Origin of the sequence: Streptomyces sp. NPDC049915 (assembly GCF_040656475.1) — a bacterium.
GTDB lineage: Bacteria > Actinomycetota > Actinomycetes > Streptomycetales > Streptomycetaceae > Streptomyces.
On the sequence record NZ_JBFAMH010000042.1, the window covers coordinates 13,466 to 30,271 of the forward strand.

The 16,806-nt window shown below is 73.9% G+C and carries 16 protein-coding genes; 10 read left to right on the forward strand and 6 right to left on the reverse strand.

Going from position 1 to position 16,806, the window contains the following annotated elements:
• Position 1: 1 nt before the first annotated feature.
• The 9 genes from AB0J12_RS37080 to lgt all read left to right on the forward strand — a co-directional run bounded on the left by AB0J12_RS37080 (position 2) and on the right by lgt (position 8,495).
• Positions 2 to 1,501, forward strand: coding sequence for an anthranilate synthase component I (locus AB0J12_RS37080; RefSeq protein WP_363269153.1), 1,500 nt, complete (start codon positions 2 to 4; stop codon positions 1,499 to 1,501).
• 68 nt (positions 1,502 to 1,569) lie between these two features.
• On the forward strand, positions 1,570 to 2,217 hold the full coding sequence (locus tag AB0J12_RS37085; protein WP_363269154.1) for a TIGR02234 family membrane protein: 648 nt from the start codon (positions 1,570 to 1,572) through the stop codon (positions 2,215 to 2,217).
• Positions 2,218 to 2,333: 116 nt separating this feature from the next.
• The gene (locus tag AB0J12_RS37090) at positions 2,334 to 2,597 is read left to right on the forward strand and encodes an HGxxPAAW family protein (RefSeq protein WP_363269155.1); all 264 of its coding nucleotides are present in this window, start codon (positions 2,334 to 2,336) and stop codon (positions 2,595 to 2,597) included.
• Between the two features lie 97 nt (positions 2,598 to 2,694).
• Positions 2,695 to 3,108 (forward strand): DUF2752 domain-containing protein, encoded by a 414-nt coding sequence (locus AB0J12_RS37095; RefSeq protein ID WP_363269156.1) that lies wholly within the window; start codon positions 2,695 to 2,697, stop codon positions 3,106 to 3,108.
• 139 nt (positions 3,109 to 3,247) lie between these two features.
• Positions 3,248 to 4,057: an indole-3-glycerol phosphate synthase TrpC gene (gene trpC, locus AB0J12_RS37100; protein WP_363269157.1), complete on the forward strand. Its 810-nt coding sequence runs from the start codon at positions 3,248 to 3,250 to the stop codon at positions 4,055 to 4,057.
• Positions 4,058 to 4,386: 329 nt separating this feature from the next.
• Complete coding sequence (trpB, locus tag AB0J12_RS37105; protein ID WP_363269158.1) at positions 4,387 to 5,670, forward strand: tryptophan synthase subunit beta; 1,284 nt, start codon at positions 4,387 to 4,389, stop codon at positions 5,668 to 5,670.
• Positions 5,667 to 6,485 carry a tryptophan synthase subunit alpha gene (gene trpA, locus AB0J12_RS37110; RefSeq protein WP_363269159.1) on the forward strand — a complete coding sequence of 273 codons (819 nt, stop codon included), beginning with the start codon at positions 5,667 to 5,669 and terminating at the stop codon, positions 6,483 to 6,485. Before trpB ends, trpA begins: the two co-directional genes overlap by 4 nt.
• A gap of 120 nt (positions 6,486 to 6,605) precedes the next feature.
• Positions 6,606 to 7,382 (forward strand): thioredoxin domain-containing protein, encoded by a 777-nt coding sequence (locus tag AB0J12_RS37115; protein WP_363269160.1) that lies wholly within the window; start codon positions 6,606 to 6,608, stop codon positions 7,380 to 7,382.
• Positions 7,383 to 7,508: 126 nt separating this feature from the next.
• Positions 7,509 to 8,495, forward strand: a complete 987-nt coding sequence (lgt, locus tag AB0J12_RS37120) for a prolipoprotein diacylglyceryl transferase (protein WP_363269162.1) — start codon at positions 7,509 to 7,511, stop codon at positions 8,493 to 8,495.
• Positions 8,496 to 8,554: 59 nt separating this feature from the next.
• Here the strand turns inward: lgt and AB0J12_RS37125 are convergent, their stop codons facing one another.
• From AB0J12_RS37125 to AB0J12_RS37150, 6 genes are all read right to left on the reverse strand, one after another.
• Complete coding sequence (locus tag AB0J12_RS37125) at positions 8,555 to 9,361, reverse strand: CoA ester lyase (protein WP_363269177.1); 807 nt, start codon at positions 9,359 to 9,361, stop codon at positions 8,555 to 8,557.
• A 104-nt stretch (positions 9,362 to 9,465) separates the two neighbouring features.
• Positions 9,466 to 10,656 (reverse strand): CoA transferase, encoded by a 1,191-nt coding sequence (locus AB0J12_RS37130; protein ID WP_363269178.1) that lies wholly within the window; start codon positions 10,654 to 10,656, stop codon positions 9,466 to 9,468.
• 26 nt (positions 10,657 to 10,682) lie between these two features.
• Positions 10,683 to 12,038: an ADP-ribosylglycohydrolase family protein gene (locus AB0J12_RS37135; protein WP_363269163.1), complete on the reverse strand. Its 1,356-nt coding sequence runs from the start codon at positions 12,036 to 12,038 to the stop codon at positions 10,683 to 10,685.
• The gene (locus tag AB0J12_RS37140) at positions 12,026 to 13,204 is read right to left on the reverse strand and encodes an ADP-ribosylglycohydrolase family protein (protein ID WP_363269165.1); all 1,179 of its coding nucleotides are present in this window, start codon (positions 13,202 to 13,204) and stop codon (positions 12,026 to 12,028) included. The genes AB0J12_RS37135 and AB0J12_RS37140 overlap by 13 nt, the downstream gene beginning before the upstream one ends.
• An 8-nt stretch (positions 13,205 to 13,212) precedes the next feature.
• Positions 13,213 to 14,328: an ADP-ribosylglycohydrolase family protein gene (locus tag AB0J12_RS37145; protein WP_363269166.1), complete on the reverse strand. Its 1,116-nt coding sequence runs from the start codon at positions 14,326 to 14,328 to the stop codon at positions 13,213 to 13,215.
• The gene (locus tag AB0J12_RS37150) at positions 14,325 to 15,575 is read right to left on the reverse strand and encodes an ADP-ribosylglycohydrolase family protein (protein ID WP_363269167.1); all 1,251 of its coding nucleotides are present in this window, start codon (positions 15,573 to 15,575) and stop codon (positions 14,325 to 14,327) included. Before AB0J12_RS37150 ends, AB0J12_RS37145 begins: the two co-directional genes overlap by 4 nt.
• A gap of 254 nt (positions 15,576 to 15,829) precedes the next feature.
• Here AB0J12_RS37150 and AB0J12_RS37155 point away from each other — a divergent pair, with 254 nt between their 5' ends.
• Positions 15,830 to 16,561 (forward strand): VIT1/CCC1 transporter family protein, encoded by a 732-nt coding sequence (locus AB0J12_RS37155; RefSeq protein WP_363269168.1) that lies wholly within the window; start codon positions 15,830 to 15,832, stop codon positions 16,559 to 16,561.
• Positions 16,562 to 16,806 lie beyond the last annotated feature (245 nt).

The following is a 16,806-nucleotide window of genomic DNA, read 5'->3' on the forward strand; positions in this document are numbered from 1 at the left end:
CATGGACCTCGAGACGTTCCGCAAGCTCGCCACCGACCGCCGGGTCATCCCGGTCACGCGCAAACTCCTCGCCGACGGCGACACCCCGGTCGCCCTCTACCGCAAGCTCGCCGCCGAACGCCCCGGCACCTTCCTGCTGGAGTCCGCGGAGAACGGCCGCACAGCGTTTCAATGGTCTCGGTACTCCTTCGTGGGCGTGCGCAGCGCCGCCACCCTCACCGCCCGCGACGGGCAGGCGCACTGGCTGGGCACCCCGCCCGTCGGCGTGCCCGTCGACGGCGACCCGCTGGCCGCGCTGCGCGCCACCCTCGAGACACTGCACACCCCGCGCGACCTCGCCCACGACCTGCACCTGCCGCCCTTCACCGGCGGCATGGTCGGCTACCTCGGCTACGACATCGTCCGCCGCCTGGAGAAGATCGGCCCCGGCGAGCACGACGACCTGAAGCTGCCCGAGCTGACCATGCTCCTCACCAGCGACCTGGCCGTCATGGACCACTGGGAGGGCTCGGTCCTGCTGATCGCCAACGCGATCAACCACAACGACCAGGACAGCGGCGTCGACGAGGCCTATGCCGACGCGATCGCCCGCCTCGACGCCATGCAGGCGGACCTCTCCAGCGCCGTCGCCCAGCCGCCCGCGGCGCTGCCGCCCTCCGAGCTGCCCGAGTTCACCGCCCGCTGGGGCGGCACGGACTTCCAGGCCGCCGTGGAGGACGTCAAGGAGCGCATCCGGGCCGGCGAGGCCTTCCAGGTCGTCCCCTCGCAGCGCTTCGAAACGCCGTGCACGGCGAGCGCGCTGGACGTCTACCGGGTGCTGCGGGCCACCAACCCCTCGCCGTACATGTACCTGTTCCGCTTCGACGGGTTCGACGTCGTCGGCTCCTCGCCCGAGGCGCTGGTCAAGGTCGAGGACGGGCGGGCCATGGTCCACCCCATCGCCGGCACCCGGCACCGCGGCGCCACCCCGCAGGAGGACCAGGCCCTCGCCGACGATCTGCTCGCCGACCCCAAGGAGCGCGCCGAGCACCTCATGCTCGTCGACCTCGGCCGCAACGACCTGGGCCGGGTCTGCGAGCCGGGCTCGGTGGAGGTCGTCGACTTCATGTCCATCGAGCGCTACTCGCACGTGATGCACATCGTCTCCACGGTCACCGGCCGCGTCGCCCCCGGCCGCACCGCCTACGACGTGCTCACCGCCTGCTTCCCGGCCGGCACCCTCTCCGGCGCCCCGAAGCCGCGCGCCATGCAGATCATCGACGAGCTGGAGCCGTCCCGGCGCGGGCTGTACGGCGGCTGCGTCGGCTACCTGGACTTCGCCGGCGACTCCGACACCGCCATCGCGATCCGCACCGCCCTGCTGCGCGACGGCACCGCCTACGTCCAGGCGGGCGCCGGCGTCGTCGCCGACTCCGACCCGGTCGCCGAGGACACCGAGTGCCGCAACAAGGCGGCCGCCGTCCTGCGCGCCGTGCACACCGCCAACCGGCTCGGCGCGTAGGGCACTCCCCACGGTGGGGCGCTTCTCACGGCACCCCGGGTGACGGTTCACCCGGGGTTCGGGCGATAGTGGAGTACGTGACTGCCGTACCTCACCCCCGTACCGAAGCCGCCCCCGCCCGGTCGGGCCGCCGCAGCCTCGCCCTCGCCCTGCTGTGCGGAGCGCTCGGCGCGGCCGTCGCACTGCTGTCCACCCGGCAGCGCTGGGCCGAGGGCACCGCGACGGTCGCCGGCGGCGCCTTCCCGCTCACCGCCAAGGGCAGCGACGTCACCGGCGTACCCGCGGCGCTCGCCATAGTGGGCCTGGCCGCGCTCGTCGCCGTCTTCGCGGTACGCCGGTCCGGCCGGCTGCTGGTGTCCGCCGTCCTCGCCCTGTCCGGCGCCGGGATCGTCGTCGCCGCCGTGGTCGGCGCGAGCGACAGCGCCGCCCTCGACGACAAGGCCGCCGCGGCCTCCGGCGACACCTCCGCCACCGTCGCCGCCCTCACCCACACGGCCTGGCCCTACGTCGCCGCCGTCGGCGGCGCGCTGATCCTGCTGGCCGGCCTGCTCGCCCTGCGCTACGGCCGGCTGTGGCCCGCGATGTCCGGGCGCTACGAGCGCAACGGCGCCCCCCGCCCGCGCCGCGCCACCAAGGCCGTCGACCCCGACCGCCCCGAGGACCTGTGGAAGGCCCTCGACCGCGGCGAGGACCCGACGGGCACCGGCCCGGCCTGACCCGCTCCGACGGCCCACCCCGGCGCACGGCACGCGCGTGCGTACGGGACAATGGAGCTGAACACAACGTCCGTCACGGACACGTACGACACGTACACGGCAACGAGGAGCTAGCAATGGCGGGCAGCAGCCACGGACACACCCCGGCCGCCTGGACCGGTGTCATCATCGCCTTCATCGGTTTCTGCGCCGCCGGCGCCTTCGTGGTGCTGGCCCAGCCCGTCGGCTTCTGGGTCAGCATGGGCGTCGTGTGCCTCGGCGGTGTCGCCGGCGGCGTCATGCGCGCCATGGGCATGGGCGCCCCGAAGTCCGCGTCGGAGCCGCTGGTGATGGCCGACCGGCCCACGGCCAACCGCGAGGCGGCCGTCGCCAAGGGCTGAGCCCTCGGACCGACCGCACGAAGACGCCGTGAGGGGCGCCCGGGCACACACGCGTGCCGGGGCGCCCCTCAGGCGTCCTCGGCCCGCGGGGAGCACAATGCGACACGTGAGACACGGACTCCTTCAGCGGCTGGCGGTGCCCGCCGCCGTCCTCGCCGCCGTCGTGGGCGCCTTCGCCTACGTCGGCGCCGTCGACCCCAACGAGCCCGGCCACTACCCCGTGTGCCCCCTGCTGCGCCTGACCGGCGTCTACTGCCCAGGCTGCGGCGGGCTGCGCAGCGCGCACGCCGTCGCGCACGGCGACCTGATGGGCGCGCTGCACGACAACGCGGCGGCCGTCGTGGGCTATCTGGGCTTCGCGGTGCTGTGGACCGTCTGGGTGGTTCACGCCGTGCGCGTACGGCCCTTCCGGCCCGACCCGCGGCCCGTCCACCTGTGGACGCTGGGCGGGCTGCTGCTGGTCTTCACGGTTGTCCGGAACCTGCCGTTCGGCGGCTGGCTCCATCCGTGACGGATCGGTGAATGTCCAGGTAGTGGGACCGGCATCCACCGGATGCGAAGTCATGGCCTTCGGGCGGATACCATCGCAGTGACCAATGGTTCCCCCCTGGTCGCTGGAACTGTCAACCGTCTGGAAGGGGGCCGCTCGCGTGAGTGTGCTCGACGAGATCATCGACGGAGTCCGTGCCGACCTCGCGGAGCGGCAGGCGCGCGTCAGCCTCGACGAGCTCAAGGAGCGCGCGGCGAAGGCCCCCGCGGCCAAGGACGGGGTGGCCGCGCTCAAGGGCGACGGCGTCAAGGTGATCTGCGAGGTCAAGCGCTCCAGCCCCTCCAAGGGTGCGCTGGCCGCGATCGCCGACCCGGCCGGGCTCGCCGCGGACTACGAGGCGGGCGGCGCGGCCGTCATCTCCGTCCTCACCGAGGAGCGCCGCTTCGGCGGCTCGCTGGCCGACCTGGAGGCCGTCCGCGCCCGCGTGGACATCCCGGTCCTGCGCAAGGACTTCATCGTCACGTCGTACCAGCTGTGGGAGGCCCGTGCCTACGGCGCCGACCTCGCCCTGCTGATCGTCGCCGCCCTGGAGCAGCCGGCCCTGGAGTCGCTGATCGAGCGCGCCGTCTCCATCGGCCTCACCCCGCTGGTCGAGGTGCACGACGAGGACGAGGTCGAGCGGGCCGTGGACGCCGGCGCAAAGATCATCGGCGTCAACGCGCGCAACCTCAGAACGCTGGAGGTCGACCGCGGCACGTTCGAGCGCGTCGCCCCGGAGATCCCCGACCACCTCGTCAAGATCGCCGAGTCCGGCGTCCGCGGTCCGCACGACCTGATCGCCTACGCCAACGCCGGCGCCGACGCCGTCCTCGTGGGCGAGTCCCTGGTCACCGGCAAGGACCCCAAGGCCGCGGTCGCCGACCTGGTCGCAGCGGGCGAGCACCCGGCACTCCGGCACGGCCGGGGCTGAGGTCCCGGTAGAGTTTCCCCGATGACTGCGACGACCCCCGCGACCACGACGGACCGGTACGCGCGCCTCGCGCGCGGCTGCCGCCCGCGTGGCTGCCGCGCGCCCGCCCGCCGGGTACACGGCCGCAGGGTCCGCTACGTCATCGGAGACGAACCGGGACAGGTGAACGGACGTCGATGGCAGCGCGCCCTTCAGGGGCGCGGGGCTGTGCTTGATATGCGGCTACCGCCGCGCGAGCGCGACCAGCCACAAACGGCCTGAGGTCGACGACAGGCTCCGCCCCCACGGCGATCAGTGTTCTCTCCACGCACTCACCGTGAGGTTCTGGCATGCCCAGCGATTTCTTCATCCCCGACCCCCAGGGTCAAGTCCCCGACTCCGCAGGCTACTTCGGAGAATTCGGCGGCAAGTTCATCCCGGAGGCCCTCGTCGCCGCCGTGGACGAGGTGGCCGTCGAGTACGACAAGGCCAAGAACGACCCCGAGTTCGCCAGGGAACTCGACGACCTGCTGGTGAACTACACCGGCCGTCCGTCAGCCCTGACGGAGGTGTCCCGCTTCGCCGAACACGCCGGCGGCGCCCGCGTGTTCCTCAAGCGCGAGGACCTGAACCACACCGGCTCGCACAAGATCAACAACGTGCTCGGCCAGGCCCTGCTCACCAAGCGCATGGGCAAGACCCGCGTGATCGCCGAGACCGGCGCCGGCCAGCACGGCGTCGCCACGGCCACCGCCTGCGCGCTGTTCGGCCTCGAGTGCACGATCTACATGGGTGAGATCGACACCCGCCGACAGGCCCTCAACGTCGCCCGCATGCGCATGCTCGGCGCCGAGGTCGTGGCCGTGAAGTCCGGCAGCCGCACGCTGAAGGACGCCATCAACGAGGCGTTCCGCGACTGGGTCGCCAACGTCGACCACACCCACTACCTCTTCGGTACGGTCGCCGGTCCGCACCCCTTCCCGGCGATGGTCCGCGACTTCCACCGCGTCATCGGCGTGGAGGCCCGCCGCCAGCTCCTGGAGCGGGCCGGCCGGCTGCCCGACGCGGCGATCGCGTGCGTCGGCGGCGGCTCCAACGCCATCGGCCTCTTCCACGCCTTCATCCCCGACGCGGGCGTCCGCCTCATCGGCTGCGAGCCCGCCGGCCACGGCGTCGAGACCGGCGAGCACGCGGCCACGCTGACCGCCGGCGAGCCGGGCATCCTGCACGGTTCGCGCTCCTACGTCCTGCAGGACGAGGAGGGCCAGATCACCGAGCCGTACTCCATCTCGGCCGGTCTGGACTACCCGGGCATCGGTCCCGAGCACTCCTACCTCAAGGACTCCGGCCGCGGCGAGTACCGCGCGATCACGGACGACGCCGCGATGCAGGCGCTGCGCCTGCTGTCACGGACCGAGGGCATCATCCCGGCCATCGAGAGCGCCCACGCTCTCGCGGGCGCCCTGGAGGTCGGCCGTGAGCTGGGCAAGGACGCACTGATCGTGGTCAACCTGTCCGGCCGCGGCGACAAGGACATGGACACCGCCGCCCGCTACTTCGGGCTGTACGACACCGACGCCGAGGTGGCGGCGAACGAGGCCGACACGGCGGAGATCGAGGGGGACGCCAAGTGAGCGGGAACGTTCAGCTGCTGATCGACACCCTGGCCGCCGCCAAGGCCGAGGGCCGCTCCGCGCTCATCGCCTACCTGCCGGCCGGCTTCCCGACCGTGGACGGCGGCATCGAGGCGATCAAGGCCGTCTTCGACGGCGGTGCCGACATCGTCGAGGTGGGCCTGCCGCACAGCGACCCCGTGCTCGACGGCCCGGTCATCCAGACCGCCGACGACATCGCCCTGCGCGGCGGCGTGAAGATCGCCGACGTGATGCGGACCGTCCGCGAGGCCCACGCGGCCACCGGCAAGCCCGTCCTCGTCATGACCTACTGGAACCCCATCGACCGCTACGGCGTCGAGCGGTTCACCGCCGAGCTGGCCGAGGCGGGCGGTGCCGGCTGCATCCTGCCCGACCTGCCGGTCCAGGAGTCGGCGCTGTGGCGCGAGCACGCCGACAAGCACGGACTCGCGACCGTGTTCGTCGTGGCGCCCAGCAGCAAGGACGCACGGCTGCGGGAGATCACCGCGGCCGGCAGCGGCTTCGTCTACGCCGCCTCCCTCATGGGCGTCACCGGCACCCGTGAGTCGGTCGGCGCGCAGGCCCAGGACCTGGTCGGACGCACCCGCGCCACCGGGGCCGACCTGCCCGTCTGCGTCGGCCTCGGCGTCTCCAACCGCGCCCAGGCCGCCGAGGTCGCCGGGTTCGCCGACGGTGTGATCGTCGGCTCGGCCTTCGTCAAGCGGATGCTGGACGCGCCGGACGAGGCGGCCGGCCTGGAAGCGGTGCGCTCCCTCGCGGGCGAGCTGGCGCAGGGCGTGCGCGGACAGGCGTAGGCGTCCGCGTGCAGGCGTAACAGACTGGGACGCAGACAGGGACATTTCGTATCGATCACTCGAACGGGTGGACCTGGGACCGGGGAGGCGCAATGCGCCTCCCCGGTTCGTTCTGGGGGTGTGAGCGAGAAGAACCGTGACGGAAAGCGCACCGCCAGGGAGCGGCTGGCAGTCGAGCGCGAGAAGCAGAAGGCCGCCGAGAAGCGCAGGCGCGCCCTGATCATCGGGGCCAGCGTCGTGTGTGTGCTGGGCCTTGCGGCGGTGATCGGCGTCGTCGCCGCGAACGCGGGCAAGGACAAGGGCTCCAGCAGTGCCGGTCCTGTCGTCGCGCCCTCGGGCGCGCAGGGCAAGGACGCCCTGGCCATCCCGGTCGGCAAGGACGGCGCCAAATCCACGCTCGTCGTCTGGGAGGACTTCCGCTGCCCGGCCTGCCAGGCCTTCGAGGCGGCGTACCGCCCCACGATCCACGAGCTCACCGGCTCCGGCCTGCTCAGAGGCGAGTACCACCTGGTCACCCTGATCGACGGCAACCTCGGCGGCAGCGGCTCCCGGCACGCCGCGAACGCCGCGGCCTGCGCCCAGGACGCGGGCAAGTTCACCGCGTACCACGACGTGCTGTACGCGAACCAGCCGAAGGAGACCGACGACGCCTACGCCGAGGACAGCAAGCTGATCGAGCTGGCCGGCAAGGTCCCCGGCCTCGACACGCCCGCCTTCCGTTCCTGCGTACAGGACGGCAGGCACAACAGCTGGGTGGCCAAGTCGCACCAGGCGTTCCAGAAGGCCGGCTTCCAGGGCACGCCGACCGTGCTGCTCAACGGCAAGAACATCTACCAGGACCAGACGATGACACCGGCGAAGCTGAAGCAAATGGTCCAGGAGGCCGCCAAGGGCTGAGACCGGCGGCGGCGGAACCCGGGCCCTTGCGGCGCCACACACGGCGTTTTCTCACGCCCCCGTTATGGACCCGTAGCCAGGGTGCCTGCCGTCGGCCGGGTCCGGCACGGTAGCGTCGACCTTGCCATGGAACTTGCCTTCATTCCCAGCCCGTCGCGCGGGGTGCTGTACCTCGGGCCCATTCCGCTGCGCGGCTACGCCTTCTGCATCATCATCGGCGTCTTCGTTGCCGTCTGGCTCGGCAACAAGCGCTGGATCGCCCGGGGCGGACGGGCCGGCACGGTCGCGGACATCGCGGTCTGGGCGGTGCCGTTCGGCCTGGTCGGCGGACGCCTCTACCACGTGATCACGGACTACGAGCTGTACTTCAGCGAGGGCCGTGACTGGGTGGACGCCTTCAAGATCTGGGAGGGCGGCCTCGGCATCTGGGGGGCGATCGCGCTGGGCGCGCTGGGCGCGTGGATCGGCTGCCGCCGCCGGGGCATCCCGATGCCGGCGTACGCCGACGCCGTGGCCCCCGGCATCGCCCTGGCCCAGGCGATCGGCCGCTGGGGCAACTGGTTCAACCAGGAGCTGTACGGCAAGCCGACCGACCTGCCCTGGGCGCTGAAGATCACGTCCTCGGCGGACGGGCGGGTGCCCGGCACCTACCACCCGACGTTCCTGTACGAGTCGCTGTGGTGCATCGGCGTCGCGCTGCTCGTCATCTGGGCCGACCGCCGCTTCAAGCTGGGCCACGGCCGCGCGTTCGCGCTGTATGTCGCCGCCTACTGCGTGGGCCGGTTCTGGACCGAGTACCTGCGCGTGGACGACGCGCACCACATCCTCGGCCTGCGGCTGAACAACTGGACCGCGCTGTTCGTCTTCCTGCTCGCGGTGCTCTACATCGTGCTGTCGGCGAAGAAGCGGCCGGGCCGGGAGACGGTCGTGGAACCGCAGGCCTCCGGCGAGGCGGCCGACGACGACGAGGTGCCCCGCGGTGACGGCGCGGCCGGGGAGGCCGCGGCGGACAAGGCCGGGACCACGTCCGAGGCCGAGCCCGACGCTGTGGCGAAGACTTCGGTGAGCGACGAGGCGAAGGACGAGGCGGGGTCCGCGACCAAGAAGTCGTGACGCTTCGCGTCGTACCGCCATAAGGGGCGCCCGGAATCTTCCGGGCGCCCTTCGGCATCTCAGGGGCGGCGGGCCAGATCCAGTGTGCGGTGAGCCGCGGTCACCGCCGCGGCGTCGATGAAGCGGCCGTCGGGGAAGGCGTGAGCGCCCGGGTGGGCGGCCGCCGCCTTGATCACCGCCTCCGCGTCCTCGATCTCCGCCGGGGTCGGCAGATAGGCCCGTTCGATCACCGGGAGCTGGCGCGGGTGGATCGCGGCGCGTCCGAAGAAGCCCAGAGCACGGCCGTGGGCGCAGCTCGCGGCGAGGCCGTCCAGGTCGCGGATGTCGGGGTGCACGGACTGGGCCGGCGGTGGCAGCCCCGCCGCCCGCGCGGCGACGACCACCCGGGAGCGCGGCCAGTCCAGCCCGGCGTCGTCCCGCACCCCCAGATCGGCCCGCAGATCGGCCTCGCCCAGCGCGATGCCGCACACGGCACGGTGAGCGGTCGCGATGGCGTGGGCGTGCTCGACGCCGAGCGCCGACTCCAGGAGGGCGTACAGCGGCAACGCCCCGCCGTCCGCGGTCACCGCGCGCTCGGCGACCCGCACGATCTGCTCGGGCCCGCCGACCTTCGGCAGCCGCAGCCCCGCCACCCCCGGCAGAGGGGCGAGGGCTCGCAGGTCGGCCGCGGCGAGCGGGCCGTCCAGGGCGTTGATCCGCACGTGCACCGGCACCGGCTGCCGCTCGGTGAGGAGGTCGGCGGTGGCGGCGCGGGCGTACTCCTTGCGGTCGGGGGCGACCGCGTCCTCCAGGTCGACCACCACCACGTCGGCCCCGCAGCCGAGCGCCTTGGCGACGACCCGCGGCCGGTCACCGGGGGCGTACATCCAGGTGAGCGGGAAACCGGTGCGCGGCAAACCGGTGCGCGGGGACGCGGCCGGCGCGGAAGCGGCCGGTGAGGAAGCGGCGGACGGGGCGCGCGGCGGGCGCGTCATACGGCGCCCTCGGCGCGCAGCGCGGCCACCTCGGCCGCGGTCAGACCCAGCTCGGTGAGGACGGCGTCGGTGTCGGCGCCGTGCGGGCGGCCGGCCCAGCCGATCGCGCCGGGTGTGGCGGACAGCCGGAACAGGACGTTCTGCATGCGCAGCGGGCCCAGCTCCGGGTCGTCGACGGTGGTGATCGTGGACAGTGCCTGGTACTGCGGGTCGGTCATCACCTCCCGTACGTCCTGCACGGGGGCGATCGCCGCCTCCGCCTTGTCGAAGGCGGCGAGGACCTCCTCGCGGGGTCGGGCGGCGATCCACCGCCCGACCGCCTCGTCGAGCAGGCCGGCGTGGCGGGCGCGGCCGTCGCCGGTGGCGAACCACGGCTCGTCGATCAGCTCGGGGCGGCCGACCAGCTCCATCACCCGCTCCGCGACCGACTGGGCGGAGGTGGAGACGGCCACCCAGGTGCCGTCGGCGGTGCGGTAGGTGTTGCGCGGGGCGTTGTTGGCGGAGCGGTTGCCGGTGCGTTCCTGGACGTATCCGAGCTGGTCGTACCAGGTCGGGTGGGGGCCGAGGACGGTCAGGATCGGCTCGATGATCGCCATGTCGACGACCTGTCCGGCGCCGGTGCGCTCCCTCGCGGCCAGCGCGGTCATCACCGCGTAGGCGGTGGCGAGCGCGGCGATGGAGTCGGCCAGCCCGAACGGCGGGAGCGTGGGCGGGGTGCCCGGTTCGCCGGTGATCGCGGCGAAGCCGCTCATGGCCTCGGCGAGCGTGCCGAAGCCGGGCCGGTGGGCGTAAGGGCCGAACTGGCCGAAGGCGGTGACCCGGGCGAGGACCAGCCGCGGGTTGGCGGCGGACAGCTCCTCCCAGCCGAGGTCCCACTTCTCCAGGGTGCCGGGGCGGAAGTTCTCCACGATCACGTCGGCGCCGGCGGCCAGGCGCAGCAGGGTGGTGCGGCCGCCCGGGGTGGACAGGTCGAGGGTGAGGGTGCGCTTGTTGCGGCCGAGCACTTTCCACCACAGGCCGATCCCGTCCTTCGCGGGGCCGTGGCCGCGGGACGGGTCGGGTTTCGCCGGGTGCTCGACCTTGATCACCTCCGCGCCGAAGTCGCCCAGGAAGGTGGCCGCGAGGGGCCCGGCGAAGAGGGTGGCGAGGTCCAGCACACGCAGACCGGTGAGCGGGGCCTCGGTCATGGACGGGATGGCTCCCGGGGCGTCGGTCATGGACGGGATGCCTCCCGGTGCGTGAGGTGGGCCAGGGCGTCGAAGCCGATGCCGTCGAAGCCGCCGACGGAGGTGGCGAGCCGGTTCTTCAGCGGGGCCGTGAAGCGGTCGGGCAGCGCGGCGGGGGAACCGGCGAGCAGTCCGGCGACGCTGCCGGCCGTGGCGCCGTTGGAGTCGGTGTCCAGGCCGCCCGACACCGCCCGGCAGACGGACCCGGCGAAGTCCCCGTCGGCGTGGGTGAGGGCTGCGGCGGTCAGCGCGGTGTTGGGCAGGGCGTGCACCCAGTGGTGGGTGGAGGCGTAACGGGCGTGGAGACGGTCGACGACGGTGTCGAAGTCGGCGTGCTCGTGGGCGAGTTGCACCGCGTGCCGGACCGCCTTCGCCAGCCGGGAGCCGGGCGGGACCACCGTGAGACCGGTGCGCAGGCAGGCGTGCACGTCCTGGGCGCCGGAGGCGGCCGCGGCGAGGGTGGCCGCGGTGAACATCGCCGCGTACACGCCGTTCGCGGTGTGGCTGAGGATGGCGTCGCGGTGGGCCTGTGCGGCGGCGCCCGCCGGGTCGCCGGGGTTGGTCCAGCCGTGCACATCGGCGCGGATCACCGCGCCGATCCACTCGCGGAAGGGGTTGCGGTGGCGGGCGGTCTCCGGCGGTTCGAGGCCGAGCAGCAGGTTGCGCAGGGCGATGCGCTCGGCGGTGAAGACCCGGCCGGGCGCCAGTTCGTCCAGCCAGAGGCCGGCGACGTCGGCGGTGGTGAAGGCGCGGCCGTGACGCTGGAGCAACAGCAGGTTCAGCAAAGGGTAGTTGAGGTCGTCGTCCTCGGGCATGCCCTCGATGGTCTCGGCCAGGGAGGTGGCGGCCGAGCGGCGGTTCCACGGGTGCGCCGCGAGCAGTTCGGCGGGGACACCGCGGGCGGTGAACCACGTGCTCAGCGGCCAGTTGCCGACCGCCTGGGCGAGCGCGCGGATGCCGTCGAGCGGGAGTTTCTCGACGGGCTTGCCGAGCAGGCAGCCGGCGGCCCGGCCGAGCCAGGCGGCCTCCAGCCGTTCCGCGGTGAGGGGCGTACGGGGTGCGGGGGCGGGCCAGTCGGGGCAGAGCCGTCCGATCCGCTCCAGGTCGGTCGGCTCGTCCAGCCGACTGGGCAGATCGGCGAGTTCGTCCAGCAGGTCCCCGGCGAGCTGCCGCAGATAGCGGGAGGCGCGCTGCGGGGAGGCCCCGGCCCGCTCGGGGGCGTCCGGGCCGCCGGCCGCCCGCCAGCGCGCCGCGATCGCCTTCGGCTCGCGGCCGTCCAGCGCCGCCTGGCGCAGCTCGTGGCCGATCAGGTCCTCGGGCTGGACCCAGGTCAGTCGGCGCATCCGGCGCCTCCGAGCCGCGCGAACGCCTCCTCGTGGGCGCGCCGGCGCTCCACGTCCCGCCGGAAGACCTCCCGGGCGACCTCGGTGAGGGCGCGGGCCGGCTCCCACAGGTCGAGGCGGCTGGCCTCGGCGACCGTCTTCGCCCAGTCTTCCGGGACCGGGGAGCCGAGGGCGCCGGCCAGCGCGCCCGCCATCGTCGCGATGGAGTCGCAGTCGCGGCCGTAGTTCACCGCGCCGAGCACCGCGTGCCGGTAGTCGCCGCGCGCGACCAGCACCATCCCCAGCGCGACGGGCAGTTCCTCGATCGCGTGCAGCCGGGACGGGCGGCGGGCGCCCAGCGAGGGGGAGCGGTAGTCGGGGCCCACGGTGTCGTACGGGGCGACGGCCGCCCGCAGCGGGGCGAGCGCCGACTCGAAGTCGGTGTACCGGGCGGCGACTTCGCACACCGCCTCGATCGCCGCCCGGGTGCCGTCCTTGGCCAGGCCCAGGCAGGCGCGGACCACGGACTCCGGTGTCGCGCCCGGAGCGCAGGCCGCCGCCACGGCCGCGGCGAAGACACCGGCCGCCTCCCGGCCGTACGACGACTGGTGGGCGCCCGCCACGTCCAGCGCCTCGGCGTACGCGGCGGCCGGGTTCGCCGCGTTGACCAGGCCGACCGGGGCCATGTACATCGCGGCGCCGCAGTTCACGAGGTTGCCGACGCCGGCCTCGCGGGGGTCGACATGGCCGTAGTGCAGTCGGGCGACCAGCCACTTCTCGGCGAGGAAGATCCGCTGCAGGGGCAGCGCCTCCGCCTCCAGCTCCGGGATCCAGCGCGGGGTGGTCATCAGGTCCGGGACCAGGTGGTCGGCGACCGCGTAGGCGTCCAGGTGGTCGCGGACCGTGGCGTACACCCTGACCAGTGCGTGGGTCATCAGGGTGTCGTCCGTGACGTGCCCGTCGCCCTTGTGGTACGGCGCGAGGGGGCGGGCGGTGCGCCAGGCGTCGCCGTGCCAGGGGCCGACGATGCCGTGGATGCGGCCGCCGTGACGTTCGGTGATCTGGTCGGGGGAGTAGCCCTCGACCGGGCCGCCGAGGGCGTCACCGACGGCGGCGCCGACGAGGGCCCCGGTGATCCGCTCCGCCAGGGCCACGGGCCCTGGGCTTTCTTCTCCTTTGGGCGTCATGTGCCGAATCATCCTCCCGGCAGGGCCGGTTGCGCGGCTTCCAGCAGCTCGGCGAGTTCCACCAGGTCGGTGCCGGTCAGACGGGGCAGGGCGCAGCCGGTGAGGGTGCGGCAGGCGGCGCGCCAGGTCTCCGGGATCGCCTCCGCACCGCCGAGCGCGCCGGTGAGGGCGCCGGTGAGAGCCGGGGCGGAGTCCGCGACCCGGGACAGACAGGCGGCCGCCGGCACGGCGACGGCGATGCGGCCGTCCGCGGCGCTGGCCAGCGCGAGGGCGACCGGCACGGTCTCGGCGGCGGCGATGCCGTAGCTGTAGACGTGGTCGACGATCTGGTGCTCCAGCGGCGGGACCAGCGCGAAGGCACTGCCGGCGTCGCGCGCGAGGGCGAGCGCGTGCCGGGCGTTGCGGCCGATCTCGGTGTCCGGGGGGAGTTCGCCGAGGGCGGCGGTCACGCAGGTGCCGGTGTCGGCGCCGGTCAGGGCCAGCGCGAGGGCCGCCGCCATCGCCCGGGCGCCGTGCACGCCGTCGCCGTCCTGGGTGTAGCGGGCGTCGAACTCGGCGAGGTCGGCGGCGGCTCGGGAGTCGCCGACGTGGGCGGCGGCCAGGACGCAGGCGCGCACGCAGGCCGCGTCGTCGAAGTAGTGCGGGTTGTCGTGTCCGGTGGCGGGCGGGCGCAGTCCGGCGGCCAGGTTGCCGAGGCCCGCGCGCACGGAGATACGGGCGCGCAGGGGCAGGACGGCGGACTCGATCTCGGCGGCGCGCTCCGCGGCGGCGGCGACCTCGGCGGCCACGGCGGTCCAGGTCAGGTCCAGCGCGGTGCGCACCCGGCGTTCCCGGCTGAGGTCGCCGAGGGCGTGGTCGTCACCGGCCCGCAGCACCGCCTCGGCGGCGAACGCCGCCCACTCGGCGTCGTCGGAGGGGCCGAGGCGCAGTGGCTCCGGCGGCTGGTTGAGGGAGATGGGGACGGGCAGGGTGGTCGTGGCGTTCTGCTCGGCGAAGGTGTCCAGCTCGCGGGTGAGCCGCCGGGTCCACTCCGGCATCCGCGCGGCGCGGTGCCGGGCGGCGGGCCATCCGGCCGCGTCTCCGGCGGCGAGCCCGAGGAGCAGTCCTTCGATACGGCGCGTCACGGCTTCACCTCGTCGGGCTCACCGGGATCCATCGCCGGTACGAGAGGGTTCGGCGCCCGGGACCCGCGGGGCGGCGCCCCTCCGCCGGCCGGCTCGGCCGGGGGAGAGGCGGGCGCGAGGGAGCCGCGCACCTCGTCCAGCACCTTGTCGGGGCCGTAGTGCGGCACCTTCTCGGGGACATAGTCCGGCACCGTGTCCGGGACGAGGTCCGGCACCACGACCCGCGCCGCCCACGCGCCGGGTTCCCCGGCCTGCGCGGTCCTCTCGGCCTCCTCGTCCCCGCCCGCCCCCGGAGAGGCGACCTCCACCAGCAGGTCCGCCACCTCCAGCACATGCCGCCCCTTCATCGCCGGCAGGCAGCTGCCCCGGGCCGGGCCGATCCCCGCCGCCCAGTCGGCCGGGATCGCCGCCACTCCCTGCGTCGCGCCCGCCAGAGCGCCGGCCACCGCCGCCGTCGTATCCGCGTCGCGCCCCATGTTGACGGCGGTGAGCACCGCGTCGCGGAAGTCGCCGTCGGCCGCCGCGTACGCGCCGAAGGCGAGGGCGACCGCCTCGGGGGCGAGGTCGGTCCAGGGGTAGCCGCCGATGACGACGGCGGTGCGCACCGCGCGTTCACCGCGGTGGGCGGCGATGACCGCGCGCCGCAGGGAGCGAGCCGTCCAGGAGTCGTCCGGTACGACGGTGAGCGCGGCCGCGACCACCGCCTCCGGCGCGGCACCGCCCATCGCCGCCGCGACCCCGGCCGCGACCGCCTGGCCGCCGTAGATGCCCTCGCCCTCGTGGCTGACCGAGCCGTCGATCGCGGCGAGCCGTGCCGCCTCCGCCGGGCGGCCCGCGGCGTGCACCCCGGACGCCGCCGCGCGCATGGCGAGCCCGTCGCTCCAGGCGTGCCGGTGCTGGGCGGAGATGGGCGCTGCCAGGCCCCGGCGCAGGTTCTCCAGGGTGCCGCGCTCGCTGAACCCCGCGCCGCGGAAGGGGCCTTCGGCGCGGTCGGCGATCCACTCGTGCCAGGCCGCCTCCACATCGGCCGGGGTCAGGGCCGAGCCGTGCCGGACCAGCAGCAGTCCGGAGAAGATCGCGTACTCGGTGTCGTCGGTGCCGGCCGGCTCGGCGGCGACGAATCCGGTGATGCGGCCCCAGCGGGCGCGGATCTCGGAGGGCTTGAGGTTCTCCGCGGGCGCCCCGAGGGCGTCGCCCACGGCCAGGCCGAGCAGGGCGCCACGGGCCCGCTCACGGATCGAGGCCATGACGGCGTCACCTCCCGACAGTCCCGTCGAGGGCGTGCAGCCCCTTGCGTCAGGTGTGCCACGGCGGACGTCACGCCCCGCGCGTGCGGGCCCGGTGTCACCCGGTCGGCTGTCATCGGGCGGCGGGCAAAACCGCAGGTTAGCCCAGCCTTTCCTTGCTGGCGGCGAGGGAATCACCTGGCATAGATTTGGCGTTGTCGGAAGTTGGAATCTATCCAGACTTAGCTTTGCCTTAGCTTTCTTGGGGGACCGCAATGGCCATCATCGAGACCCGGGCGGCGCTGCACGAGGCGCACCGCGACAACCACACCCACCGTGACGTCAACGGAGGGTGGCTGCGCCCCGCCGTCTTCGGTGCGATGGACGGACTGGTCTCCAACCTGGCCCTGATGACCGGTGTCGCGGGCGGCTCCGTCGGTCAGCACACAATCGTGCTGACCGGGCTCGCGGGCCTGGCCGCCGGCGCCTTCTCGATGGCGGCCGGCGAGTACACCTCGGTCGCCTCCCAGCGTGAGCTGGTCGAGGCCGAACTGGACGTCGAGCGCCGCGAGCTGCGCAAGCACCCCGCGGACGAGGAGGCGGAGCTGGCCGCCCTGTACCAGGCGCGGGGCGTGGAGCCGGAGCTGGCCCGCGAGGTCGCCCGGCAGCTGTCGAAGGACCCCGAGCAGGCGCTGGAGATCCACGCCCGCGAGGAGCTGGGCATCGACCCGGGCGATCTGCCGTCGCCGCTGGTCGCGGCCGTGTCCTCGTTCGGTTCCTTCGCGCTTGGTGCCCTGCTGCCCGTGGCGCCGTATCTGCTCGGCGCGACCGTGCTGTGGCCGGCCCTGCTGCTCGCGCTGTTCGGGCTGTTCGCCTGTGGTGCGGTGGTCGCCAAGGTGACCGCGCGCAGCTGGTGGTACAGCGGTTTGCGCCAGCTTGTCCTGGGTGGTGCCGCGGCCGGTGTGACGTACGCCCTGGGCAGCCTGTTCGGAACGGCCGTAGGATGACGCGGCTGGTACTTATGCGATGGGCCGCATAAGTTCTCCATTACCCGCTGGTTTCGGCAGTGTGACCGCGGGGCATGAGCCGTACGCGCTGTGGGCAATGAGGCCTGCGGCGCGCCCCCCGGGGCGTGCGACGACGCCCGTCCCGGTCACCGGTCCGACGGACACCGATCTGTCCGTGCCGGGCCCCATACTTTCCGCCGCAGGGTCGCGTCACCCCCCGCCCGAGCACCCGCGCGGCGTCCGCA